Source organism: Methylocystis parvus OBBP, assembly GCF_027571405.1.
In the GTDB taxonomy this organism is placed as follows: Bacteria; Pseudomonadota; Alphaproteobacteria; order Rhizobiales; family Beijerinckiaceae; genus Methylocystis; species Methylocystis parva.
The window spans coordinates 1,901,685-1,925,343 of sequence record NZ_CP092968.1 but is presented as its reverse complement, the minus strand read 5'-3'; the positions used below and the strand labels follow the sequence as shown (position 1 = coordinate 1,925,343).

23 protein-coding genes, 2 tRNA genes and 1 pseudogene are annotated in these 23,659 nt (G+C 64.6%); 13 read left to right on the top strand and 13 right to left on the bottom strand.

Annotated elements, in window-relative coordinates; all coding sequences use genetic code 11:
* Window positions 1-47: 47 nt before the first annotated feature.
* The 7 genes from MMG94_RS09395 to MMG94_RS09365 all read left to right on the top strand — a co-directional run bounded on the left by MMG94_RS09395 (window position 48) and on the right by MMG94_RS09365 (window position 4,903).
* Window positions 48-305 carry a hypothetical protein gene (locus MMG94_RS09395; RefSeq protein WP_016922058.1) on the top strand — a complete coding sequence of 86 codons (258 nt, stop codon included), beginning with the start codon at window positions 48-50 and terminating at the stop codon, window positions 303-305.
* The gene (locus MMG94_RS09390) at window positions 302-613 is read left to right on the top strand and encodes a hypothetical protein (protein ID WP_016922059.1); all 312 of its coding nucleotides are present in this window, start codon (window positions 302-304) and stop codon (window positions 611-613) included. Before MMG94_RS09395 ends, MMG94_RS09390 begins: the two co-directional genes overlap by 4 nt.
* Window positions 610-990, top strand: coding sequence for a hypothetical protein (locus MMG94_RS09385; protein WP_016922060.1), 381 nt, complete (start codon window positions 610-612; stop codon window positions 988-990). Before MMG94_RS09390 ends, MMG94_RS09385 begins: the two co-directional genes overlap by 4 nt.
* 752 nt (window positions 991-1,742) lie before the next feature.
* Window positions 1,743-1,988: a helix-turn-helix transcriptional regulator gene (locus MMG94_RS09380; RefSeq protein WP_016922063.1), complete on the top strand. Its 246-nt coding sequence runs from the start codon at window positions 1,743-1,745 to the stop codon at window positions 1,986-1,988.
* Window positions 1,988-2,419 (top strand): hypothetical protein, encoded by a 432-nt coding sequence (locus tag MMG94_RS09375; RefSeq protein ID WP_154419889.1) that lies wholly within the window; start codon window positions 1,988-1,990, stop codon window positions 2,417-2,419. The genes MMG94_RS09380 and MMG94_RS09375 overlap by 1 nt, the downstream gene beginning before the upstream one ends.
* On the top strand, window positions 2,416-2,733 hold the full coding sequence (locus MMG94_RS09370) for a hypothetical protein (protein WP_016922189.1): 318 nt from the start codon (window positions 2,416-2,418) through the stop codon (window positions 2,731-2,733). The genes MMG94_RS09375 and MMG94_RS09370 overlap by 4 nt, the downstream gene beginning before the upstream one ends.
* Window positions 2,726-4,903 (top strand): ATP-binding protein, encoded by a 2,178-nt coding sequence (locus tag MMG94_RS09365; protein ID WP_244962183.1) that lies wholly within the window; start codon window positions 2,726-2,728, stop codon window positions 4,901-4,903. The genes MMG94_RS09370 and MMG94_RS09365 overlap by 8 nt, the downstream gene beginning before the upstream one ends.
* 650 nt (window positions 4,904-5,553) lie before the next feature.
* Here MMG94_RS09365 and MMG94_RS09360 read toward each other — a convergent pair.
* The 4 genes from MMG94_RS09360 to MMG94_RS09345 all read right to left on the bottom strand — a co-directional run bounded on the left by MMG94_RS09360 (window position 5,554) and on the right by MMG94_RS09345 (window position 7,809).
* Window positions 5,554-5,629, bottom strand: a tRNA-Lys gene (locus tag MMG94_RS09360).
* Window positions 5,630-5,782: 153 nt separating this feature from the next.
* Window positions 5,783-6,022: a DUF1467 family protein gene (locus MMG94_RS09355; protein ID WP_016918203.1), complete on the bottom strand. Its 240-nt coding sequence runs from the start codon at window positions 6,020-6,022 to the stop codon at window positions 5,783-5,785.
* A gap of 3 nt (window positions 6,023-6,025) precedes the next feature.
* The gene (gene mce, locus MMG94_RS09350) at window positions 6,026-6,430 is read right to left on the bottom strand and encodes a methylmalonyl-CoA epimerase (RefSeq protein WP_026016002.1); all 405 of its coding nucleotides are present in this window, start codon (window positions 6,428-6,430) and stop codon (window positions 6,026-6,028) included.
* A gap of 80 nt (window positions 6,431-6,510) precedes the next feature.
* Window positions 6,511-7,809, bottom strand: coding sequence for a winged helix-turn-helix domain-containing protein (locus MMG94_RS09345; RefSeq protein WP_026016003.1), 1,299 nt, complete (start codon window positions 7,807-7,809; stop codon window positions 6,511-6,513).
* Window positions 7,810-8,156: 347 nt separating this feature from the next.
* On the opposite strand from MMG94_RS09345, the gene MMG94_RS09340 reads away from it, so the two are divergent.
* Together MMG94_RS09340 and MMG94_RS09335 are read left to right on the top strand one after the other, a co-directional pair.
* The gene (locus MMG94_RS09340) at window positions 8,157-8,534 is read left to right on the top strand and encodes a hypothetical protein (RefSeq protein WP_016918207.1); all 378 of its coding nucleotides are present in this window, start codon (window positions 8,157-8,159) and stop codon (window positions 8,532-8,534) included.
* Window positions 8,535-8,616: 82 nt separating this feature from the next.
* Window positions 8,617-9,192 (top strand): NnrU family protein, encoded by a 576-nt coding sequence (locus tag MMG94_RS09335; RefSeq protein WP_026016005.1) that lies wholly within the window; start codon window positions 8,617-8,619, stop codon window positions 9,190-9,192.
* Here the strand turns inward: MMG94_RS09335 and chrA are convergent, their stop codons facing one another.
* Window positions 9,193-10,500, bottom strand: coding sequence for a chromate efflux transporter (chrA, locus tag MMG94_RS09330; RefSeq protein WP_016918209.1), 1,308 nt, complete (start codon window positions 10,498-10,500; stop codon window positions 9,193-9,195).
* Complete coding sequence (gene gltX / locus MMG94_RS09325) at window positions 10,490-11,833, bottom strand: glutamate--tRNA ligase (protein WP_016918210.1); 1,344 nt, start codon at window positions 11,831-11,833, stop codon at window positions 10,490-10,492. Before gltX ends, chrA begins: the two co-directional genes overlap by 11 nt.
* A 199-nt stretch (window positions 11,834-12,032) precedes the next feature.
* On the opposite strand from gltX, the gene MMG94_RS09320 reads away from it, so the two are divergent.
* Window positions 12,033-13,175: a ceramide glucosyltransferase gene (locus tag MMG94_RS09320; RefSeq protein ID WP_016918212.1), complete on the top strand. Its 1,143-nt coding sequence runs from the start codon at window positions 12,033-12,035 to the stop codon at window positions 13,173-13,175.
* 49 nt (window positions 13,176-13,224) lie between these two features.
* Here MMG94_RS09320 and MMG94_RS09315 read toward each other — a convergent pair.
* Both MMG94_RS09315 and MMG94_RS09310 read right to left on the bottom strand, forming a co-directional pair.
* Window positions 13,225-13,629: pseudogene (locus MMG94_RS09315) on the bottom strand (DUF1810 domain-containing protein); the annotation flags it as partial.
* 175 nt (window positions 13,630-13,804) lie between these two features.
* Entirely contained in the window at window positions 13,805-15,151 is a 1,347-nt protein-coding gene (locus MMG94_RS09310) for a class II 3-deoxy-7-phosphoheptulonate synthase (RefSeq protein WP_016918214.1), read from the bottom strand.
* 230 nt (window positions 15,152-15,381) lie between these two features.
* Here MMG94_RS09310 and MMG94_RS09305 point away from each other — a divergent pair, with 230 nt between their 5' ends.
* Window positions 15,382-16,596 carry an acyltransferase family protein gene (locus MMG94_RS09305; protein WP_016918215.1) on the top strand — a complete coding sequence of 405 codons (1,215 nt, stop codon included), beginning with the start codon at window positions 15,382-15,384 and terminating at the stop codon, window positions 16,594-16,596.
* A gap of 79 nt (window positions 16,597-16,675) precedes the next feature.
* On the opposite strand, the gene MMG94_RS09300 is transcribed toward MMG94_RS09305, so the two are convergent.
* The 5 genes from MMG94_RS09300 to MMG94_RS09280 all read right to left on the bottom strand — a co-directional run bounded on the left by MMG94_RS09300 (window position 16,676) and on the right by MMG94_RS09280 (window position 22,686).
* Entirely contained in the window at window positions 16,676-19,543 is a 2,868-nt protein-coding gene (locus MMG94_RS09300) for an FG-GAP-like repeat-containing protein (protein ID WP_016918216.1), read from the bottom strand.
* A gap of 186 nt (window positions 19,544-19,729) precedes the next feature.
* Complete coding sequence (gene gor, locus MMG94_RS09295; RefSeq protein ID WP_016918217.1) at window positions 19,730-21,100, bottom strand: glutathione-disulfide reductase; 1,371 nt, start codon at window positions 21,098-21,100, stop codon at window positions 19,730-19,732.
* Window positions 21,097-21,819, bottom strand: coding sequence for a ribose-5-phosphate isomerase RpiA (gene rpiA / locus MMG94_RS09290; RefSeq protein WP_016918218.1), 723 nt, complete (start codon window positions 21,817-21,819; stop codon window positions 21,097-21,099). The genes gor and rpiA overlap by 4 nt, the downstream gene beginning before the upstream one ends.
* Window positions 21,820-21,904: 85 nt before the next feature.
* Entirely contained in the window at window positions 21,905-22,297 is a 393-nt protein-coding gene (locus tag MMG94_RS09285; RefSeq protein WP_016918219.1) for a thiol-disulfide oxidoreductase DCC family protein, read from the bottom strand.
* The gene (locus tag MMG94_RS09280; RefSeq protein ID WP_016918220.1) at window positions 22,294-22,686 is read right to left on the bottom strand and encodes a hypothetical protein; all 393 of its coding nucleotides are present in this window, start codon (window positions 22,684-22,686) and stop codon (window positions 22,294-22,296) included. The genes MMG94_RS09285 and MMG94_RS09280 overlap by 4 nt, the downstream gene beginning before the upstream one ends.
* Before the next feature lie 115 nt (window positions 22,687-22,801).
* Here MMG94_RS09280 and MMG94_RS09275 point away from each other — a divergent pair, with 115 nt between their 5' ends.
* The gene (locus tag MMG94_RS09275; protein WP_026016007.1) at window positions 22,802-23,497 is read left to right on the top strand and encodes an HAD family hydrolase; all 696 of its coding nucleotides are present in this window, start codon (window positions 22,802-22,804) and stop codon (window positions 23,495-23,497) included.
* A gap of 51 nt (window positions 23,498-23,548) precedes the next feature.
* Window positions 23,549-23,623: transfer RNA gene (locus MMG94_RS09270), tRNA-Val, on the top strand.
* Window positions 23,624-23,659 lie beyond the last annotated feature (36 nt).

Below are 23,659 nucleotides of genomic sequence, written 5' to 3'. Positions count from 1 at the left end.
ACAAAGTTCTCGCCGCCGTTTGCGCCGATCGGAGCGCCCGCCAATAAATGCGCATCGGACCTTCGTCGAAGTGCCGCGCGGCACACGCACCCGCATCCGAGGCGCTAATCGAAACTTTGCTGGAGCTTCTCGACACGATCGACGGCGACGGCGACTTAGAAGTGGATCCGGACTTCGAAGCCGACCCCGCCGAGGCGGGCCTCGCCGACGATGGCGCGCTGAATCTCTATTGCTGCGAATGGCGTGAACTCAACGCGGCGGTCGCCTTGCATTGCGCAAACGCGAGGGGAGGGCGCGCGCGATGAGCACGTCTCTAAACGAAGCTATTGTCGACGCTGTCGAAAGCGATCTATGCCGTGATCGAACGTCATCTGACCGCGCGCAGTTGCACTGGCCGGACCGCGCAAAGTATCTCGATGATGCTGAAATTCATTTGTCCACAGCGCGCGGCCTTGCTCGCGCGTTGTGGCACGCTGTGCAGAGCGAGGATGTTCTCCTCGACGAGCGCGACGCCGAGGCGTTTCGACAATTGGTCGCCGCCATCGCCGACCAGCTGAGTGCGGCGAATCTTGCGTTCCGAATCGAGCGGCAGAAACGGGAGAGCGCAAAATGAGAAAATCGCCGGTGACGCTGCAACAACTAGCTGACGTCGAATTCGAGCGATTCGACGATGCTGCTCTTGCGGATATGTCGAGAATGTTCGGAGAGGACTGCCTGAAGACCTTTCAACCTCACTTCGTAGCGCTGCGCATCGCTTCACGGCTCTTGGGGCTTTCGAAGCCGGAAATGATCGAACGCATGTGCGCGCTCGAAGATGAAACGGGCATCTCAGTGCTGGATGTTTTCGATTTCTCGGTCGAGTTTTTCGGTGAAGTCCGCTCGATTGTCGAGGCGACGCAAACCCGATTGATGATCTGCGTCGCGGCTGCCGCGAGAGACGGCGACCCGCGCGGTGCGTTCGCCCCCACCAAGGGGAAGGATCTATCATGACCACGCGTCGCACCTTCGTTTCCGCCCTCGCTACGGCGCCGGTCGCCGTGCTCCCGCAGATATCTCAGGCTGCGACGCTCGCCGCGCCGCCTGCGCCGTTATGCCCCTGTGGTCGGAATGGGGATCGGCCTGGGTATACGCATCATTGACGCGCGCGGATCGATATTTAGCCGCGCGCGAGCTCCTGCCTCATTGGGCGAAGCCCGGTCCAAAATACCTGCTGGCAGATGGATCCTATGGCGGAGAGCAAGTTGGTTGGGCGCTCGACGTCAATATTTCGCCGCCTGAATATTTTGGCGCGAGGCGCATCGCGCGGATGTCTTCATATGATTGCCGCAGATGTTGCAAGGCTGATCGCGTCGGACGGTGTTGGCGTCTAGCACTGCAACTGAAGGTGGCGAGCATGCGCGTCGGCGCGCCTATTGGCAAATTCGATCGCGCCGCCATCATGCGCGACGCCCACAAACGCTACAGAGCCGGACGACGGCTCGGACTAGGGTGGTCGCTCGCCTAATGCCTGTCCACAGCTTGGGCCGCTGCGAGATTCCGTCGTGCTGAGAGCGAGCGGCCCGACAGGAGTTTCGAGCGCCGGGTTTTTTAGTCAACCAGAGGCGCAGTGGGTCAACCCCTAAAGTGCTTTCGGTGACAACTCGCGCCGAACATCGCATGTAATCTCCTACTGTTAGAGTGATTTCCCGCGTAACTCATCGATGGGCAAAGCACTTAAACGAACAAAAAAGAGGTTATTTCCGATGGGAAAGAAAATCACGGCATCGGGCGGTGGACGCGCAGATGTCCAGCAAGCCGAACGCCTCGTCGACGAGGCTGGCGCGGCTGAAATTCTCCAAATCAGCGCCCGCACGCTCCAGGCGTGGCGCATGAAAGGCGGCGGCCCCCGTTACGTCCGCGTCGGCCGCTCTGTGCGCTATTCGATTAACGACCTCAATTCGTGGATCGAGGCGAGAAAGGCTTCCAGCACTTCAGACAACGCGGCGTGATGGCCAAAGCTCCCGACGCTCTTACTGTCAGCAGGATTTACACGGCGAGAGAGGGCCAGCGCGTCTGCCTTTCTCGACTCTATGCGGGTAAGCAGATCATCCACGCTGCCCTTCTAGGCGCCCTCGTTTGCTCCGATAGCTCACTCCCGAGTGTCAAGAGACATCGGAGAAACGACGGGGCGGAGCTCTCCGTCAAGGGCGATCGCTGGTCGCTCTCCTGGAAGCGGAAGGAGCCATTCAGTTTCAAATTCAAAAGCGGCAGAGGATTCATCGCCATGGCGGCCGCGATTTTCGATATTTCGCCGGGCTCCGCCGCGGTGCTGTTTCTGGAAATTATCGCTTCGGAAAAGTTCGACGCGAAAACATCGCGAGCGATCGCGTCGGTAGTTGACGACTTTTACCTCCAGCGCAAAAGCAAGCCGGGAAAATGACGATGGTCGAACGTCGTTCGATCGCCTTCCGTCGTATTGCCGAGGCCGCCGCACGGCGATCGGAATCGATCCTCTCGCGATGGCTTCCCGACGGACATCGGGACGCGTTGGAATGGGTGGCGCGCAACCCTCGCCGCGCCGATCGGCGCCTCGGTAGTTTCAAAGTGAATATGAAAACGGGACGCTGGGGCGACTTCGCCACAGGCGACGCCGGCGGAGATCTGATCTCGCTCGCCGCCTATATTTTCGATCTCAATCAAGCCGAGGCGGCGCGTCGGATCGCCGAAATGCTGGGGGTAGATCTCTATGAGTGACCCCTTCGCCCCGATCGAAGGCGGCAAGGCGAACGGCGCGCCGCCGCCGGCGCCGCAATGGTCGATCGTCACGCCCATCCCGGTCGATGCGCCACAAGCGCCCGCCCGACATCCAAAGCTCGGCGAGCCAACCGCGCGGTGGACTTATCGCGGCGCAAGCGGGCAGTTGCTTGGCTTCATCCTTCGATTCGACGGGCGGGATGGGAAACAATTTCGTCCCCTCGCACTCTACGCGCCCGCTGGCGGCGGCGCGCCTGTGTGGCGGTGGGAGGCGTGGCCGACGCCGCGGCCGCTTTATGGCCTCGACCGCCTCGCCGCGCGGCCCTCTGCGCCCGTGCTCATCTGCGAAGGTGAAAAGGCCGCGGACGCCGCCGGCCGTCTGGCGCCGGATTTCGCCTGCATCGCGTCTCCGAACGGTTCGAAAAGCGCGGCGAAGGCCAATTGGGCGCCGCTGCGCGGGCGTCACGTCGTCATTTGGCGGGACGCGGACGCGCCGGGTCTCGAATATGCCGAGAAAGTCGCTGGCCTTTGTGAGGAGGCTGGCGCGGCCTCCGTCGCCCTGCTCTCGCCGCCCATCGGTGTTCTGGAAGGATGGGACGCCGCCGACGCGGAAGGCGACGGGTGGACCGCCGCGCACGCGCAAACGCTAATCGCCAGCGCGAAGCCGATCGCGGCGCTGGTGAGCTCGCCGCAGGAAAAGGCCGCGAAGCCGAAGAAAGAGCGGCGCACGCCCCAGCGTGACGCGCTGATGGCGCTCACGCGCGATTGCACGCTTTGGCATGGGCCGGATTATGAGCCGTTTATAACGATCCCGGTGAATCACCACCGGGAGAACTGCCCGGTTCGATCGCAAGTGTTCCGCCGATGGCTCGCCGTTCGCGCCTATGAGCAATCCGGCTTCGCGCCAGGCGCGCAGGCCATCGAGGACACCTTGCGCGTGCTCGAGGCGCGCGCCGTGAGCGAGGGCGCTCAACAGGCGCCTTGGCGGCGCGTTGGCGCGCGCGATGGGAAGCTCTACGTCGATCTCGCCGATGCAGCCTGGCGCGCCGTCGAGATTCATCCTGGCGGATGGCGCGTGATCGAATCGCACGATCTGCCGTTCATACGTTCGCCGAGGATGCGCGCGCTGTGCGAGCCGACGCGTGGCGGGACGATCGACGAGCTCCGCCCCTTCGCCAATGTTGCGAGCGATGCGGATTTCATTTTGGTGGTTTCTTGGCTCGTCGCCGCGTTTCGAGAGCGCGGACCCTATCCAATCCTCGTCCTGAACGGCGAGCAAGGCAGCGGAAAATCGAGTTTCTCACGGTTGCTGCGCGGGCTCCTCGACCCTTCCTCGCCAGCAATCCAGGGGCCGCCAAAGGACGAACAAAATCTCATTGTTTCGGCCCAGAACGGCCACCTGATCGCTTTCGACAATCTCTCGCACATCGACGCGACTTTATCGGATGGCCTTTGCCGACTCGCCACGGGGAGCGGCTTCGCCGTGCGCGCCCTACATACCGACAAGGACGAGAATATTTTCGACGGCGCGCGGCCCATTATCGTGAACGGTATTCCCACGCTTGCCGAGAGGCCCGATCTTAACGAGCGCTCGATTGTCGTAAGGCTCGTAACGATCTCCGAGGACCGCCGGCGCCCGGAGGACGAGATGGAGGAAGAATGGGCGCGGGCTCGGCCTCGTGTCCTCGGGGTGGTATGCGACGCACTCGCCGCCGCGTTGGGGAAGATCGGTCGGACCCGGCTCGCGAGATTCGGCCGAATGGCGGATTTTGAAAAGTGGATGGCGGCGGCCGAGACCGGCTTGGGATGGCTGGAAGGGACATTCTCGGCGTCCTACGAGAGCAATCGAAAGGACAGCGCGGACTCGGCGTTCGAGGGCGACGTCGTGGCCATGGCGATCAGGGAGTTTCTTGAGCGGGACGACATGGCGATATGGTCCGGGACGCCAACTGAGCTGCTGGCGGCGCTGGGCGCTGTGACGACTGAAGCGACGCGCCAGATGCGCATTTGGCCGAAAACCCCTCAGGGGCTTGGAAACTGCGTTGAGCGCACCGCGCCGCTCCTGCGCTCCAAGGGGATCACAGTCGAGCGGAAGCATTCAGGCGTTCGCACGATCATTTTGTCCCGCGCGCGCCAAGCGCCGCCGGTGGAAATAGACGACGGCTTCTAACCCGCGCCCTTCGTTTTCAGTGACCCCACACGCGTCCACATCTGCCCCGATCGGGGCGGATCCAGGGTAAACGCGGGTCAACCAGGTCAACCCTATTTTCCACCAGATCCACTACCGAGTTTCCGGGAGCCGCGGGCCCGCGTCGAGCGGTGAGGCCTGGAAGGACCCGAGGCGATAGCCAGGCGGCCGCGGGTCCTTCCCGGGCCCCCTCCGCCTGCGGGCCCGCGGCTCCCTGGATTTCGGCAGTCAGAGTCAAATTGAGAGCCTAAAGAGCCAGTGTCCTGGCCGAGCTCAGCCCGGCGGGCCGCAGTCTGCTTTGGATGCGACCGTCTGCTCTCGCTTTCGCCGCCCTTCGAAACGCCAAACGAAATTGGACGACATTGGACGGCTCCAAATTTAGAGCCGTCCGGCCTAAATCACTAAAATCGTGGGATTTGGACGGCTTGGACGGCTTGGACGGCTCGTCTTCTTAATCTCTAAAAGGAAAAATAGAAGAGGTGTGCCCCTATCCCTCAGGGACGGTGCCGGCGAAAAGGCAGAAGGGGAGCGGGTTGCAATCAGGTGGTGACATATTGCTGACACGCGCGAACCGGCCGGTTATGCCGGCCGGCAGATGTGTTTATAAGCTATTGTTTTCTTGGCTGGATTTTTGGTGAGCGCGCTGGGACTCGAACCCAGGACCCCCTGATTAAAAGTCAGATGCTCTACCGACTGAGCTACGCGCTCGATCCATATGCGCCTGTCCCGGAGGGAGGCGCGAGCAGGCGGGTCGGTCCGCTTGCCGCCGCTGCCTAAGCGACTTTCGATCAACTACCGGGGGCGGCGGGGCGGGTCAACCCCGCGCGAGGGCGAAACTGGCGTTCTCGCTCGTATAAGCCTTCAACCCGCGACGTAATTCGCGGCAAGCGCGACGAAACCGAAAATGATCGCCGCGACGACGGTGGTGATGGCGGCCTTCCTGGCGAGTTGCGGGGCCACGGGCGCGCCGGGGTCCGAGCCCTCGGGCCGCTCCTCGCCCGCTTCTTCCGCCGAGCGGACGCCCAGCGGCAGAACGGCGAAAAGAACGATCCACCAGATCGTGACGTAAATCGCCAAAGCGAGCGGGAGCGGGAAGGGCATGGCTCAGGCCTGTTCGAGTTCGACCAGCGTGCCGCAGAAATCCTTGGGGTGCAGGAAGAGCACCGGCTTGCCATGGGCGCCGATCCTCGGCTCGCCGTCGCCCAGCACGCGCGCGCCGGACGCCTTCAGCTGGTCGCGCGCGGCGAGGATGTCGTCCACTTCGTAGCAGACGTGATGAATGCCGCCCGCGGGATTCTTGGCGACGAAGCCGGCGATCGGCGAGTTCTCGCCATAGGGCTCCAGAAGCTCGATCTTCGTGTTCGGCAATTCGACGAAGACGACCGTGACGCCATGCTCCGCGACAGTTTCCGGTTCGGACACCTTCGCGCCGAGCGCGCCGCGATACACCGCCGACGCTTTTTCCACGCTGTCGACGGCGATGGCGACGTGATTGAGACGACCGATCATTTCCATTCCTCAATTACCGGCGGCGGCGCCGCGCTCCAGACGCGGCATTAAGGCCACAGCCCGGCAATTTCAACCGCGGATCAGCAGTCCGGGGCAGGCGGCTGGAGCCGGTCTATGTCGGCGCGGAGCGGAACGAGGCGCGGGTCGTAGCGGGCGAAAACGAACCAGGGGCAGCATTCGTCCCGGGCGCCCTGCAAGGAGAGCAGGGCGTCATCGGCGCGCGACATGGCGAGCTGAGCCGCCGCCTTGAACAAGCGAGGCGCGCAGACCTCCCCGTCGCCGGGAGCGGCCGCCAGCGCTTGTTCAGCCTCCTCGGCGCGCCCGTCAGCGGCCAGAACGTAGGAAAGAACGGCCAGAAGCGACGGATCCTCCGGCGCCGTTTCGAGACCCCGCCGCGCGGCGGCCTCCGCCTCGCCGTGACGGCCGGAAAGGCTGCAGGCGATGGCGTCGACGCCCCGCAGCCAGCCGCTGTCCGGGCGCAGGCCAAGGCCTCGACGCGCCATCTCGATCGCCCCGGAGACCTCCCCGGCGCACAGTGCGAGCCAGGCGCGTTGCGCCAGCAAGCCCTGAAAATGCGGCGACGCGCAGAGGCCCGCTTCGACGTCGGCGACAGCCTCCTGCAATCGATCGAGTTTCAGGAGCGCCCAACTGCGATAGGCGCGCGCTTTGCTGAAATGCGGGTCCTGCGCGACGGCGCGGTCCAGCATGGAGAGGCCTTCGTCCGGCTTTGCGAGCAGCAGCGCCCGGGCCCAGCCGAGAACCGCCAAAGCGGAGGTGAAGTCCGGCGCGAGCGAAAGCGCGCGGCAGGCGTCCCGCTCGATCATTTCCGCCGCCCGCATGGGGCTGAGATGTCCGCGAATGACGCGACCGGCTGCGATATTGGCGGATAGCGACCATATGGCGGGGGACGAGGGATTGAGTTCGCCAGCCGCGGCGACGGCCGATTGCGCCCGTTCATAGCCGTCGCGGGTTTGCTTGGCGGCGAGTTCGTAAACGGTCTGCCATAAATCCAGCGTGCGGCCGTCGATCATCGTCTCGGCGATGCGCGACGCGTCGGCGCTCGGCTCGGAGAGCTCGATCGCGGACCGTAACGACAGACCGCGCCCATAGGCGGTGGCGATCAGGTCGCCATAGCCCGCGTCGCGCAAGGGCTTGCGCAGCAGATAAGCGCAGCGGTCGATGGAGTCGTCCGAAGGCGGCCGGCTCGGCCAAAGCCGCGACGCGATCTCGGCCTTGGATACGACGCCGCCCTTCGACTCCAGAAGGAGTTCGAGCAATTGGCGCGCTTGCGGGCCGAGATGGATTTGTCGTCCGTCTCGCCGCAAGCCCGATTGCGGGCTATATTCGAAACCTGCGAATCGCCACACCGAACCACTCATCGTCCCCTCCGCGGGTAGAATGATCGATTCAGGCTATCCGGCGCAAGACCTTAAAATAGCAAATCTTTTTGGCTCGAGGCGCGGCGAGAATCTCGCCCGCCCCAACAAAAAACGCCGGGCGTACCTCCGGCCCGGCGTTCTTGAGCTAGACAAGCAGACGCCCATCCAGCCTTCATTCTCGGTAAAGCGCGACGGTGACGCAGAGATGACGCGCCAGCGGCCGGGGCGCCGCCGCCTGCGGGCGCCAGCTTTCAAACCCCGAAACCGCCGCGAGCGGCAACGCGGCCGAGAGAGTTCACGGCCCGCGGCGCCGGCGCTAAAATACGTGGACAACCCAAGGATCTTCCATGCGCCTTCGCCTTCTCGCCGCCTCTCCCGCCGTCTGGCCGCTCCTGGTCCTGTCCCTTCTCGTTTCGCCGCTCCTGGCCGCCGCGGCGCGCGGCGCGGACGTCAACGACTATCCGACCGCCGCGCGCGCGGATTATGTCTTTGGCTGCATGAAGGCGAATGGCGATACGCGCCTCTCGCTCGACCAGTGCTCCTGCTCGATCGACGTGATCGCGAGCATCATCCGATACGACGATTATGTGGCGGCGGAGACTGTGGCCAGCATCAGCCAGCAGGCGGGGCAGATTGGCGGCATGATGCGCAATACAGGCGCCGCGCGGGACGTGCTGGAGACGCTGCGTCGGGCGCAGGCCGAAGCGCAGGTGCGATGTTTCTGAAGCGGCGGCCAGGCGCCGTTCGACGGACGCGGCGCCACGGTGTATGACGGGCGTGAGCGTCACTTTTGAGGAATTTGCGGCAATGCTCATTCTCATCCTCGGCATCGCACTGTTTCTTGGCGCGCATGTTTTCTCGACATTGCGCGGCGCGCGCGCCAAAATCATCGAGCAATACGGCCTGAACGCCTATAAGGGCGCTTATTCGGCGGTCGCGCTTCTCGGGCTCATTCTCATTGTCTACGGCTTCTCCCGTTATCGGGCCGAGGGGATGGTCCATATCTGGGACCCGCCGACATGGGCGCGCCACGTCGCCATGCCGCTCGTCTGGTTCGCCTTTGTCGCCTTGGCGAGCCGCCGCGCGCCGCCCTCGCGCATCCGCGGCTGGCTGCGCCATCCGACGCTTGTCGCGATCAAAAGCTGGGCCGCCGCGCATCTTCTCGCCAATGGCGATCTCGGCGGCATGATCCTGTTCGGCTCCTTCCTGGCCTTCGGCGTCTATGACCGCATCGCCGTCAAGCGCCGCGGGGACGAGGGCGCGCCGCGCCTCGACGCGTTTACGAGGGGCGACGCGATCGCGCTCGGCGCGGGCACGGCGCTATTTGCGGTCGTCCTGCTGGCGCATCCCTATCTCTTCGGCGTCGCCGTGCTGCGCGGGTGATCAGATCAACTTGACGAGGAGACCCGCCCCGGCGCCGAAAATCAACGCCGGGGCGAGGCCAAACCGCAATAGGGCGCCGGCGGCCATGGAGAGCGCAAAGGCCGTTGCGTCGAAAGTGGTTATGTCCGGCAAGCGAACGGGAAGGGGGGCGAGCGTCCAATGCCCGCGAAACAGGAAATGCGTCGCGAACCATAAAGCGAGATTGGCGATGACGCCGACAACCGCGGCTGCGATCGCCGACAGCGCGCTGGAAAGCGCCTTGTTCTCGCGCAGCCGCTCGATGAAGGGGGCGCCGGCGAAAATCCAAAGAAAGCACGGGACGAACGTGACGTAAGTCGCGAGCAGCCCGCCCAATGCGCCGGCGACGAGCGGCGGCGGCGCGCCGGCGTTGCGATAGGCCGCCATGAAGCCCACAAATTGCAGCACCATGATCAGCGGCCCGGGCGTCGTCTCCGCCATGCCGAGGCCGTCGAGCATTTCGGCGGGAGTCAGCCAGTGAAAGCGCTCGACCGCTTGTTGTGCGACGTAAGAGAGCGCCGCATAGGCGCCCCCGAAAGTGACCGCCGCCATCTTGGAAAAGAACAAGGCGATCCGCGCATAGACGTCCTCGGGACCGAGAAAAATGAACAGCGCGCCCAATGGAGCGAGCCAGAGGACGGCCAGAATGAAAGCTGCGTTACGCGCTTCCCGCGCATCCGGCTGCGCTATGGCGTCTCGCATTTCGTGAGGCGACGATTCAATTGCGGACTGAGGATGAAAGCCCTTGAAAAGCGAGCCGGCGGCTCCCGCGCCGACGACCACCAAGGGAAAGGGCGCATCGAAAAGAAACAAAGCCAGGAAGGCGAGGGCGGCGACGATTTGCTGCGCTCTCGTCTGCAGCGCGCGTTCGCCCAGCCGCAGGATCGCGGAAAATACGAGGGCGAGAACCGCCGCTTTGAGCCCGAAAAAGGCGCCTTCGACGGCGGGCGTCGCGCCATAGGACGCATAGACGACGCTGAGCGCCATGATGGCGGCGGCGCCGGGCAGAATGAAAAGTCCGCCTGCGATGAGCCCACCCGCAACGCCATGCATCAGCCAGCCGACATAGGTCGCGAGTTGCTGCGCCTCGGGACCCGGGAGCAGCATGCAGAAATTCAAAGCATGTAGAAAGCGGCGCTCGGAAAGCCACTTCTTCTCGTCGACCAGCACGCGATGCATCAGCGCCATCTGCCCAGCTGGGCCGCCGAAGCTCAAAAGCGCGACACGGGCGAAAACCCTGGTCAATTCGCCGAGCGAAATGCGGGCGTTGATTTCGGCCTCAACCGGCAAGACGCGCCAGCGCCTTCGCGCGGCCGATCAGCGGCAGCAGCGCCGCGAGTTCCGGTCCGCTCTGTTCGCCCGTGAGGGCGAGGCGCAGCGGGTGGAAAAGCGTCTTGCCCTTGCGTCCCGTCGCGGTCTTGAGATCGCCCGTCCAGGCGGCCCAGGTGTTTTCGTCCCAGGGCTCCTCGGGCAGAAGCGCCGCCGCTTCCGCGAGAAAGGCGGGGTCTTCCCGGACGGCGTCGATTTCGCCGTCGACCACGCGGCGCCATTTCAGGATATCGTCAAAGGTCCAGATATTTCCGCGCGCCGCCCGCCAGAGCGGTTCGGCCTTGTGGCCGACGACGTCGAGGGCGGCGAGGCGCTCGCGCACATCCTCGAATTCGAGGAGCGCCAGCGTGCGGTGGGTCAGGGTCGAAAGATCGTCCGGGTCGAATCGCGCGGGGTTGCGCGAGACATGGGCGAGATCGAAGCTTCTGGCGAGATCGCCGAGCGAGCGAACGGCGTGGACATTGTCGGAGGAGCCGGTGAGCGTCGCGAGCGCCGCCACGGCCAGCGCTTCATAACCTTCGTCCCGGAGCGACGCGAGGGAGAGCGAACCGGTGCGCTTGGAAAGACCTTCGCCGCTCGCGCCGATGAGCAGATTATGATGGGCGAAGACAGGCGGCGGCGCCTGAGGCGCGAGCGCCGCGAAGAGCTGGAGCTGCACGGCCGTATTCGTCACATGATCCTCGCCGCGGATGACATGGGTGATTTTCATGTCGATGTCGTCGGCGACGGAGGGCAGGGTGTAGAGGAAGCTGCCGTCCTCCCGGATCAGCACCGGGTCGGAGAGCGCCGCGCAGTCAATATGCGACGGACCGCGAATGAGGTCGCTCCATTCGACGACGCCCGGCTCCAATTTGAAGCGCCAATGCGGATGGCGGCCCTCCGCCTCCAGCCTCTCCCGGTCGGCCCCGGTCAATTTCAGGGCCGCGCGGTCATAGACGGGCGGCAGGCCGCGCGCCTGCTGCATCTTGCGGCGCTTCTCGAGCTCTTCCGGCGTTTCGTAGCAGGGATAGAGGCGGCCCGCTTCGCGCAGTTTCGCGGCCGCCGCGTCGTAGAGCGCGACCCGCTGCGACTGCCGGAACGTTTCGTGCGGGACGATGCCGAGCCATGCGAGATCGACCTCGATCGCCCGCGCGAATTCCTCGGTAGACCGGGCGAAATCGGTGTCATCGAACCGCAGTATGAATCGTCCATGGTTCGTCGCAGAAAAGAGATAGTTGAAAAGCGCGACCCGCGCATTGCCGATATGAATGCGGCCTGTCGGCGACGGCGCGAAACGAACGATCGGAGAGGTCATGAGGAAGCTTCGTCAGGAGTTTTCGCAAAGCGCGCAGCGGGAAAAGATTCTCGCGCCACGCCCCTTTTGCCAAGAGCCGGCGTCCTTGTCAGTCGGAATATTGAACTGGCCGCGTCCGGGCGTCGCCCGCCGCGACCGTTCGAGCGATCTGCGTCTGCGCCGCCAACCCCTCCGTTTCGACGCCTGAGCCGAAGCCTCTATGATCCTTGCCTATATCTGCGCCGGCTGGTGCGCCTTCATCCTTGTCATGAACTTTGCGAGCGTGTGGCTCATGGGCCGCAAATGCCGCGCGCGCGAACGCAATTTGCCGGTCCCGGCCGACGCGCCCTGGGTCAGCTTGGTGCGTCCCCTGCGCGGGATCGAGACCTTTAGCGAAGAAACGCTGCGCGCCACCTTCGAACTCGATTATCCGCATTACGAGATCATCTTCTGCGTTCAGTCTCCGCAGGATCAAATCATCCCGCTCGTTCAGCGCGTCATCGCCGATCACCCGTCGCACGACGCCCGCCTGCTTGTGGGCGACGATTATGTCAGCGCCAATCCCAAGCTGAACAATTGCGTCAAGGGCTGGGAGGCGGCGCGTTACGACTATGTGGTCCTCGCCGATTCGAACGCCTTGCCGCCGCGCGACTATATCCAGACCTTGCTCGCCGCTTTCGAACCCGACACGGCGATGACGGTCTCCATGCCGATCGGCTCGCGGCCGAAGGGCTTCTGGGCCGTGGTCGAATGCGCCATCCTCAATACTTTCCAGGCGCGTTGGCAATATGGCGCGGAGGCGATCGGCGCGGGCTTCGCCCAGGGCAAGAACATGATGTGGCGCCGCGACGTGCTTGACCGCGCCGGCGGCATCCGCGCGCTGGGCGCCGAGATCGCCGAGGACGCCGCCTCGACAAAGGTCATCCGCGCGCAGAACATGACTGTGCGGCTTGTGGACATGCCCTTTGAGCAGCCGCTCGGCTCCCGCACGGCGCGCGAGGTCTATTCGCGCCATGTGCGCTGGGCGCGCCTGCGCCGCGTGACGTTTCCCGCCCATTACGCGCCGGAATTCATGAATGGCAGCTTCGCGGCCGTCGTGCTCGGCGCCTATGCGGCGTTGGAATTTGGCGGCGACGCGGCCTCGGCGCTGTTCGTGGCGGCGGCGGTGATGTTCTCGCTCCATCTCGGCGAACTCTGGCTCGCCCGCATCTGCGGCTTCGTGCTCGATTGGCGCATGCCCTTCGCGCTCATTGCCCGCGACCTGCTGCTGCCGGTGATATTCGTCGACGCGCTGCTCTTCGACGACTTCGTCTGGCACGGCAACGCCATGACCGTGCGCGAAGCTGAAGATACTGTGGGTTGATTCGCTTGGGAATAAGATTCCAGATTATCAAGGGCGCGCTTCGCGCCCTTTATTTTTGCAGGAGATAGAGCGTCTTCTCGTCTTGCTCGCCGTTGAAGAAGCGCGCCAGCGCCTGCGCGAAGAGCGCGTCTCGCGGAGCCGCTTTCGCGAAGAGCGTCATCGACGAACGAAATTTCATTGCGTCGGTGAAGCCGAGCACATCATCCGCTCCGCTGTCTCTCGTCGCGAGTATGGCCTCGACGCATTCGTGCAGGCGCGGGCCGAGTATCGGATGGGAGAGAAAAGCGCGCGCCTCGTCGAGGCCGGTGAGCCCGTAGAACTGGCTCGCCCGGCTGAAGCCCAATCCCTTCAACTGCGGAAAGACATACCAGATCCAGTGACTGGTCTTGCGGCCGGTGCGTAGTTCAGTCAGCGCGCGGGCGTAGCTGTCGGCTTGTGCGTCGAGGAAGCGCTGGAGGTTGAAAGGGTCGTCGCCAGTCGTCGCAGTCTTCTCCCGTCATTGCGAGCGGAGCGAAGCAATCCAGGACCATGGCGCGCCTCTGGATTGCTTCGTCGGCTGCGCCTCCTCGCAATGACGGGAAATCTGGCGCCATACGTGCGAAACCGCCATTGCAGTGAGGGCGTTGCGATCACTCCGCCGCGTGTTGCTCCGGCACGCCGCGGGCGACGCGCTCGGCCTTCAGGAGCTCCGCCACGAGGAAGGCGACTTCGATCGCCTGCTCGGCGTTGAGGCGCGGGTCGCAATAGGTGTGGTAGCGGTCGCGGAGATTGTCCTCCGAAATGGCGCGGGCGCCGCCCGTGCATTCGGTGACGTCCTTGCCGGTCATCTCGAGATGGATGCCGCCGGCATAGGTTCCTTCCGCCTGATGCGCGCCGAAAAAGCCGCGGATCTCCGACATGATCCGGTCGAAGGGACGCGTCTTGTAGCCGGCGGCGCTGATCGTATTGCCATGCATCGGATCGCAGGACCACACGACGTTGCGGCCCTCGCGGGTCACGGCGCGCAGCAGCGGCGGCAGCGCGTCCTGCGCCTTGTCGGCGCCGAAGCGGCAGATGAGGGTGAGACGACCCGGCTCATTTTCGGGATTGAGCGCGTCGATCAGGCGCAGCAGGCCTTCCGGCTTGAGGCTCGGACCGCATTTCAGGCCGATCGGATTCTTGATGCCGCGCATGAATTCGACATGCGCGCCGTTCTCCTGGCGCGTGCGGTCGCCGATCCACAGCATGTGGCCGGAGGTCGCGTAATAGTCGCCCGTCGTCGAGTCGATGCGCGTCAGCGCCTGCTCATATTGCAGCAGCAGCGCCTCATGCGAGGTGTAGAAGTCGGTGCCGCGCAGTTCCGGATGATGCTCGGGATCGAGGCCGATGGCGCGCATGAAGGAGAGCGTCTCGGTGATCTGGTCGGCGAGCTTCTGGTAGCGCTCGGATTGCGGGCTGCTCTTCACGAAGCCCAGCATCCAGCGCTGCACGTTTTCGAGATTGGCGAAGCCGCCCGCCGCAAAGGCGCGGATGAGGTTCAGCGTCGCCGCGGACTGACGATAGGCGAGAAGCTGGCGCTGCGGATCGGGCACGCGCGACGCTTCCGTGAAGTCGATGTCGTTGATGATGTCGCCGCGATAGCTCGGCAGCTCGACCTCGCCCTTCTTCTCGACGGGCGAGGAGCGCGGCTTGGCGAACTGGCCGGCGATGCGGCCGACCTTCACCACGGGCGAACCCGCCGCATAGGTCAGCACCACGGCCATTTGCAGGAAGACGCGGAAGAAGTCGCGAATATTGTCGGCGGAATGCTCGCTGAAGCTCTCGGCGCAGTCGCCGCCCTGGAGCAGGAAAGCCTTGCCGGCGCAGACGTCGGCGAGCTGACGCTTCAGATTGCGGGCCTCGCCGGCGAAAACGAGCGGGGGAAAGCCCGCGAGTTGGGACTCCACATCGGCCAGCGCCGCCGGGTCGCGATAGACCGGCGTCTGTTCGATCGGCATATTCCTCCAACTGCCTGGCGTCCAGCGTTCCACTTCCAAAACTCCACGAAATCAACGCCCAAGCGGGCGGCTTCCGGCGCCGGGGGCATCGGCGCGAGAGGCGCTTATAGAGGAAAAATCGAATCAATGCGACCCTTTCGGGCCTGCGCCTGCGCCGTTCGGCTGGCCGCGGCCGCGCGCCGGGTCTATAAGCCCGCGACTGGCGACGCCCGAATCTTGACCGGAGGCCGATGCCCTTCTTGCTTTCGCAGCTGATCGAGGCGGCCCGCTGGATGGGCGCGCTGGCCGTCCTGACGCTCCATGTCAACAACATGTTCGTCAATCAGGCGGATATTATGAGCGCCCCGCACGCGCCGCCGGCCTATGTCTGGTGGTTTTTCACCGGGACGGCGATGGGGCATCAGGCGGTCGTCGGCTTTTTCGTCCTCTCCGGCTGGCTCGTCGGAGGCGGCGCGCTCGCCAGGATGGCCGCGGGACAAGCTTATCTTCGGGACTATTTCATTCATCGCTTCGCGCGGGTCTATGTCGTGCTGATCCCGACGCTCCTCCTGACGCTCGCGCTCGATTCCCTCGGCCGCGTCCTTTTCGCGGATTCGGGCGTTTACGATTGGCCGACGTTCAAGGGGCATTTCTCGACGGGGCTGTTCCTTGCGGGGCTTCTCAATCTCCAGAGCCTCCTTGTCGACACTTTCGGCACCAACGGGCCGCTTTGGTCGCTCGCCTGCGAGTTCTGGTATTATGTCGCTTTCCCCTTGCTGATGCTGCCTTTCGCCCGCGTCTACGGTTTCGGCTGGCGCGCCGCCGGTTTCTCGCTCGGGCTCGCTCTTGTCGCAGGGCTGTCCTCGCCCGCCAACTGGTTCCTGTTCGGCTTTGCCATCTGGGCCATCGGCGCCTTCGCAACCCGCGCCCCGCGCCCGTTGATCCGCGGACGATGGCCGTCGCTCGCTCTTCTCGTCGCCGTCATCGCGGCCATTCGGCTCGTCGTGCGCGGGCCGCTGCTCGAGGCGCATCCGGCGCTCGGCCTCGCCGCCGATCTCGCCGCCGCGCTCAGCTTCGCCAATCTTCTGGTCGTCTTCCGCGACGCGCCGCAAACCGGCTTCGCCGCGCTGCGCGCGACGCTGCACAAGCCGCTCGCGGATTTCTCCTTCTCGCTTTACGCGATCCACATGCCCATCGTGATCTTCGCGCGCGCCTTCATCGGGCATGTCATGGGGCGCGACTGGGCGACGCAGCTTGCGACGGGCGCGAATTACGCGGTCGCCATCGCCGTCGCGATCCTCGCCGTCGCGAGCGCTTACGGCTTCTCGCTTCTGACCGAGGCGAAAACCGGCGCGGCGCGGAGGGCGATTGGAGCGGCGCTGGACCGTATGGCTCCTCCGCCTCTCGCCGTCGAGGCGCCGCCGCTCCCAGGTGGGAGGACGGCGGCTCGCAATGGCGAAGTGTGATTGTCGCTCTCCGGCTCGCTTTTGCGCGTGGCGGGCGCGGGCCGCGGAGCGTGGTTGGAACGAGAGGCGGGCCTCTCGCTCAGTTCTGATTGAGGGACTGGACCTCGAAGTTGGTCGGTAGAGTCGCCAGCAGCGACGATGACGAAATCGTCGTTCCGCCCGGACCGATCAGCGAAGCGACTGTCGCGCCGGTCGTATTGTTGCGCCAGAGAATGTCGCTGCGGCCGTCGCCGTTATAGTCGCCCAATAAGGCCACGGTCCAAGGCGTCCCCAGCGTAACCAGAAACTGGGAAGACGAGATGGCCGATCCATTAGCAGCGATGAGCGAAGCCACCGTAGCGCCGGTTGCATCTCGCCAGAGAATGTCCTTGCGGCCGTCGCCGTTGAAATCCGCGAGGCCGGTGAGCGTCCATGTGGGCAGGCTGGCGAGAAAGGTCGAAGATGCGATCACGGTGCCGTTCGAGTTCATCAAAGAGGCGACGACGTTGCCGTTCCCGTTGTTGTACCAGACAATGTCCGCGCGGCCGTCGCTATTCAAATCGCCCACGCCGGCGATCAACCACGCCAGCGGCAAGTTGACGATAAACTGCGAAAAGACGATGTTTCCGTTCACGACGAACGATACGACCCTGTCGCCGGTATTGAGATTGCTCCAGAGGATGTCGGTTGTTCCGTCGCCGTTGAAATCGCCGGTCCCCGATACGGACCACCCCCCTGCAAGATTGGTGAGAAAACTCGAACTCGCGATGCCGCCCGCGGCGTTCATGAACGACACCACGTAATTGCCGCTGGCGTCCCGCCAGAGAATGTCGCTCCTGCCGTCGCCATTGAAGTCGCCGGTCGCGCGGGTTGTCCATGACAGCGGCAGGTTGGCGGCGAAGGCGGATGACGTGATCGACGCATTATTGACGAGAGATACAATGGCGTTGCCATTGGTTTGGTCGCGCCAGAGAATATCGCCGGCGCTGTCGCCGTTGAGGTCGTGGGGGAACGTGGTGCGCGTGTTCACCGCGGCGTCCGCCATGACGATGCCCGAGCCCGAATCGACGTCCCGGCCCGCCACCATGATATCGATGGCCGTCGCCCGCATCCGCGAGAGGATTTGCGAGCCGGTGAGGGACTTCGCCGAGGACTTGACGAGAGCCGCGATGGCGGCCGCCTGCGGCGCGGCCGCTGAGGTTCCGCAGAAGGGGATGAAGCCCGGCGTCGTGGTCGTGTCGCAATCGGCGGCGGAGATGTCGACCTTCGGCAGCAGCGTGCCGCCGCCGCCGGCGCAGGCGAATGTCGCGCAGCCCGAGGTGATGTAGCTCGTCGCGGGGGTAGGATTGAGAAACAGCTTTCGCGGCCCGTCGGAGCTATAGGTCGTGATTGTATCCGACGCGTTGAGCTTGCGGCCGCTGATCGGCGCGAAATTGTTGCTGACGGCCGCGACGGTGATCGTCTTCACGCCGCCATTGTGTCCAAAGGTCGAGCCATTCGTGGCGATGGAGAGCCGGCTGCGGTTGGAATCGAGCCGGAGCGCCCGCGCGGCGCCGGAAAACTTGACGATATAAATTCTCGATCCGGACGGGAAAGAGCCGCTTATGAACTCGAACGCATCCTGCGTGCCGTTTTGTATGGCGGCTGAGAAGCCCAGCACTGTCGTTCCCGCAGCGTTGACGACGTAAACGTCATAATCGTCGCCGGCGGCGCCGAGCGGATCGGCCCATTGCAAGGAAATGCGCGACGCCGACGCCGTAAGCGTATCGAACAGAACGGGACTGCCGGCTGTTCCGAAGTTGTGGAAGTTGCCGGTTTCCCCTCCCGCCGCAATGGGCCCAAAGACGGCGCCGCCGTCAAGGAAATCGCCTTCCCAGGTTCCGGACTGTCCGCCGCTGAGATGGCCGGAATTGGCAGCGGAGGAGAAATACATCGCGCCGGAATTGACGACCGTCGTCACGGCGTTGGCCACGATATCCTCCTGGAACGCGCCCTCGGAGAAATAGGTGATGTCGTCCACGATGACGTTGCATCCCATCACATTGCGTAGATCGAGAATGTTCTGCGCGAATTGCGCCTTGGAGCTGTTCGCCGTGGAGAAGCCGAGCGAAGCGCCGGGCGCCATGTCGGCCACGAGCTCCAGCATGGCCGTGCCCTCGTCGCCGCTGGAGCCCGCCTGTCCGGTGCCGAGGATCTGCACATTCGGCAATTCGCCGGCCGCCTGACGCGCCGCAAGAGTCGAAATGCCGTTCGACATCACGCAGACTTTGACGCCGGAGCCGGTGACGCTTGCGTTCTGCACGATATCCGCGCCATGGGCGACGACCGCTTCGGAGACGGTCGCGCCTGTTCCCAAATTGACTTGCGCGCCCGGAGCGGCCCCCCCGCCGAACGCCTTGGCGAGCTGCACGCGCATATTATCCAGCCGATTTTCCAGCTTCTCCAGCCGCGGGACCATCATCTGGTTGGTCTGCGGGAACTCGGCCGGCCGAATGCTTTTGACGGAAGCGGAGCCGGCGAGGTCTTCGAGCTTGCTCACGGGCACGCTGGCGCGGACAGCGTTATACTGAGGAAAGGACGAGACGACGCTGCCGCCGGCCGCCTGAATTTTGGCGACAGTGCCAGCAGCGTCGGTCGTCGCGATGTCGACCAGCGCAAAGCCATTGCCGTCGATCACGTCCTCGGCGTGCATATGCGGCAGCGGCGCGCCGCTGCCCGGCACGGGCGGCTGACCTTTCGCCGCCCGTGAAGCATAAAGTAGGCCCGGATCGAGTTTCTTCTGCGCCGAAGTCCATTTGGATTTGTCGGAGGCAATCGACTGAATTTGATCGAAGGTCTGCTGGTTCAAGCCGGATCGCGGCGTTTGCGCTATTGCGCCCGAGGCGAGCCCCGTCGTCAGCGCTAGGAGACTTACCGCGAACGACCGACGGACCGTTCCGATGACGGGATAGAAATAATGATCACTCATCGATAGCCCCCTGTTTGGCAACGCATTGGAAAATATCCGGCGGCGCTTTGGAGACCGATTTTCTTGATGCAATTGCCCCGTGCAGCTTCCCCCAAAGCTGAGCAACTATGCGCCCAGCCGAGCTTTTTCGGCAAGCCGCTTTTTAAGTCCATCGGGCCGAATAACGTAATCCGGCTCTGGCTTTGCCTATGAGGCGACCCGCCGGGACGGCGTCCGCATCGTCACCAGTTCCTCCGCCGCCGTCGGATGCACGGCCATGGTCGCGTCGAAATCGCGCTTCGTCGCGCCCATGCGCATGGGGATGGCGACGAGCTGCGCCATCTCGCCGGCTTCGTGACCAAAAATATGCGCGCCGACGACGCGCTGGCTCGCGGCGTCGACGACGAGCTTCATGAAAGTGCGCTCATTGCGTCCCGAGAGCGTCGCCTTCATTGGACGAAAGCTCGTCTCGTAAATGTCGAGCGCGCCATATTTCGATTGCGCAGCCGTCTCGGCGAGACCGACCGCGCCGACTTCCGGCGTCGTGAAAACGGCGCTCGCGACGCAGTCATAATCGACCGTCGTCGGCGCATCGCCGAAAACGCTGTCGGCGAAGGCGTGTCCCTCGCGAATGGCGACCGGCGTGAGATTGATTCGATCGGTGACGTCGCCCACAGCATAGATGCTCGGGACGTTGGTGCGCGAATGTTCGTCGACGACGATCGCGCCGTTTTCGCGCGTCGCGACGCCCGCGCGCTCCAAGCCGAGATTCTGCGTCAGCGGCCGGCGGCCCGTCGCGACGAGAACGGCGTCGACGTCGCGCGTCTCGCCGTCGCTCATGGAGACGCAAAAGCCTTTCGAGGTTTTGTCGATGCGCGTCGGCAGCGCGCCGACATGATGCGAGACGCCGGCGATGGTGAGCGCCTCGGCGACGCGCTTGCGCAGATCCTCATCGAAGCCGCGCAGCGGCAGATCGGCGCGATAGGCGAGATAGACCTGCGCGCCGAGCCGCGCGAAAATGCTGGCGAACTCCACCGCGATATAACCCGCGCCGACGATCAGCAAGCGCTGGGGAAATGTCGGAAGGTCGAAGATCTCATTTGACGAAAGCCCCCATTCGAGGCCCGGAATATGCGGCGCGAGCACGGGCGCGCCGCCTGTCGCGACGAGGATGTAACGCGCGCTCGCCGTGCGCCCGTCCGAGAAATGCGCGGCGTTCGGCCCGGCGATCGTCGCACGGGCGCGGATCAGCTCGACCTTGTTGTTCGAGAGCGTCTGCTCATAGAGGCCGGAGAGGCGCGTGATCTCCTTCTCTTTCGCGGCGACGAGCCACGGCCAGTCGAAAGCGGTTTCGCCGACATGCCAGCCGAAGCCTTTGGCGTCATCGAATTCGTCCTTGAAGCGGCTCGCCATCACATAGAGTTTTTTCGGCACGCAGCCGCGTATGACGCAAGTGCCGCCGACGCGGAACGCCTCGGCGATGGCGACCCTGGCGCCATGGCTCGCCGCGATGCGCGCCGCGCGCACGCCGCCCGAGCCCGCGCCGATGACGATGAGATCGTAGTCGTATCCGCTCATAGTCCGCCGCCCGTCACGTCGCCGATGATCCGCACGCCGCTCGCCCCCGCGACGAAGATCGCCGTTGCGAGGCCGATGAAGAGGCCGTGATCAACGACGCCGGGAATGGATTCGAGCCTTTGCGCCAGCGTCTCCGGCTCGTCGATCGCGCTGAAGGCGCAGTCATAGATGTAATGCCCGCCATCGGTGAGATAGGGCGCGTCCGGCGCCGCCATGCGCAGCGTGATCGGTCCTTCGAGCCCAAGCCCGCGCGCGACTCTCTCGATATGAAGTCTGGTCGAGCGCGCGCCGAAGCGGTCGATCTCGACCGGCAGAGGAAAGGCCCCGAGCGTTGCGACTTCTTTCGTCGCGTCGGCGATGACGAACATGCGTTTCGACGCCGCCGCGACGATCTTTTCGCGCAGCAGCGCGCCGCCGCCGCCCTTGACGAGCCGCAGCGACGCGTCGAATTCATCGGCGCCGTCGATCGTGAGGTCGAGTTCCGGCGTCTCGTCAAGGGTCGAAAGCTTGATTCCGAGCTTTTCGGCCTGGAGACGGGTGCGCTCCGACGTCGGCACGCCGACGACCTCCAGTCCCTCGCGGACGCGCGCGCCCAGGAGATCGACGAAATGCGCGGCGGTGGAGCCGGTGCCGAGGCCGAGCCTCATGCCGTGTGCGACTGATTCCAGCGCGGCGGCGGCGGCGGCGCGTTTCATGGCGTCGGCGGAAGGAGGCGTCATTTGGCGTGTCCAGCAGGTTGGGCGGCAGATCGCGGCGGGAGTTTCGCCGATAGAGCTTTCCGCCTCGCGACTCAACCCGAAAACCTCACCAATGACCCATCCAGCGGTTCCAGGCGAAAAGCATGTCGGCGAAGCGGTCATAGGCGAAGCTGGCGAATGGCCGGATCGGCGGGAGATCGATCAGGCGGGCAAGCCATTCGTCGCCGGGCGTCCGCCGCCAGATCTCAGCGGCGCAAGCCGCGCCGACATAGAGCCGGCCGCCGCTGTCGACGCCGTGAAGCCGGCGGCGCACATCGTCGAGGGTCGCGCCGAAATGCGCCAAAGCGTCCGGCTCGAGATTAATGTCGCGAAATTCGATGTCGCCCGCCCGTGCGGCGCGGACCAGCCGATTTTTCTGGAAATTGATCCCGCCGTCGCAAACGGGGCACTTCGTGTTGTGCCAGACCGTCAGCTTCGGCGGGTTCTTGCGGTCGGTCATTTAGCCTGAGGCGTGCAAACCACCGCGCTCTCATTGAGCACGAAACAGATGGACATCATGCCCGAGCGCAGATCGACGCGGAAGACGCCGCCTTCGCCCGTATGGCGCGAGGCGACGAGGGCGTATTCGCTGAAAGTTCCGGCCTTTGCGCCTTCGCCCGGCGGGTAGCACAGGGTGACGCCGATCGAGGAGCCTTCCTTGAGGCCATATTGGCAGGCGCCGACTTCGCCGGTGGCCTTGTCGAGGCGGAAGACGCGGTTGAGATCGGTCTGCGGCGCGGCGAGAAATTCATAATTGCCGGCGCCGGCGGCGCTGGCCGCTCCCGACGCCAGAAAGAACGCCGCCAGGAACAGGAAGCGCTGCCCAAGGGTAAACTGCGAAAGACGCATTTCGCCACTCCTGTTTCGAATCGGTCGCCGCAGTCTACACGCGCTGCGCGCGCCAAGCCCTTAATTTCGCCCGTGGCGCTTGATCTGGGAGAGCGGGGCCTTTACCTCCGCGGCCATGACTTTGCGCGCGCCCATTCTCGTCTTCGATCTCGACGGCACTTTGGCGGACACCGCCCGCGACCTCATCGCGACGCTCAATGCGCTGCTCGCCCGCGAGGGCCTGCCGCTGGTCGCGCCTTCCGCCGCCCGCAGCCTTGTGGGCGCGGGGGCGCGCGCTCTGGTCGAGCGCGGCTTCGCGATCGACGGCGCGCCGCTCGCGCCGGAGCGGGTCGATCCGCTGGTGCGGGACTTTCTCGACCATTACGAGGCCCATATCGCCGACGAAACGATGCTGTTCCCGGGCGCCCTCGCCGCGCTCGACCGCTTCGCCTCGGCCGGATTCAGGCTCGCCGTCTGCACGAACAAGCCCGAGCCGCTGGCCCGGCTGCTCCTGGAAAAGCTCGACGCCGCCGACCGTTTCGCAGCGATTTGCGGGCGGGGGACTTTCCCGATGCACAAGCCCGATCCGCGCACGCTGGCGCTGACCATCGAGGCCGCCGGCGGCGACCCGCGCCGGGCCGTGATGGTGGGCGACTCCAAGACGGACGTCGACACGGCGAAAAACGCGGGAACGCCGGTGGTGGCGGTCGATTTCGGCTATACCGACATCCCCGTGGCCGAGCTCGCGCCCGACCGCGTGATCTCCCATTTCGACGAGCTTTGGGCGGCGGCCGAGGCGATTCTGCACCCATCCGCCTTCGGCCGCACTTGACGGAACGCCTTCGCCTCTCTTACACGAGAGGCGTTCCGCGTTTATCGCGACGGGCGATTAGCTCAGCGGGAGAGCACTCCCTTCACACGGGAGGGGTCGCAGGTTCAATCCCTGCATCGCCCACCATTGAAATCAAAGGCTTCAGATACTAACGGCGACGCC